Raw genomic sequence first — 273 nt, forward strand, 5'->3', positions numbered from 1 at the left:
GAGTACCTGTTCCCCTATGCCTACCCTGCGGCCGAACTGAAGGCCCGGCTGGACGACCACGGCCTGCGCCAGGTGCTGTTCAATGCCGCACCCGGCGACTGGGACAAGGGCGAGCGCGGCCTGGCCAGCCTGCCGGGGCGCGAGGCCGAATTCCGCCGCGCCATCGCCCAGGCCATCGACTATGCCCAGGTCCTCGGCAACCGCCACATCCATGTCATGGCCGGACTGCTGCCGGCCGGCGCCGACCGCATCCGCCACCGCGAGACCTACCTC

General features: G+C 71.1%; 1 protein-coding gene. It reads left to right on the plus strand.

Features of this window, described 5'->3' with window-relative positions; translation table 11 throughout:
• Nucleotides 1–273, plus strand: a 273-nt coding sequence (locus tag ACLJNW_RS25120; protein WP_410961345.1) for a TIM barrel protein, incomplete at both ends; no start/stop codon positions are given.

The organism is Salmonella sp. SAL4457 (assembly GCF_046548235.1).
GTDB lineage: Bacteria > Pseudomonadota > Gammaproteobacteria > Enterobacterales > Enterobacteriaceae > Salmonella > Salmonella enterica.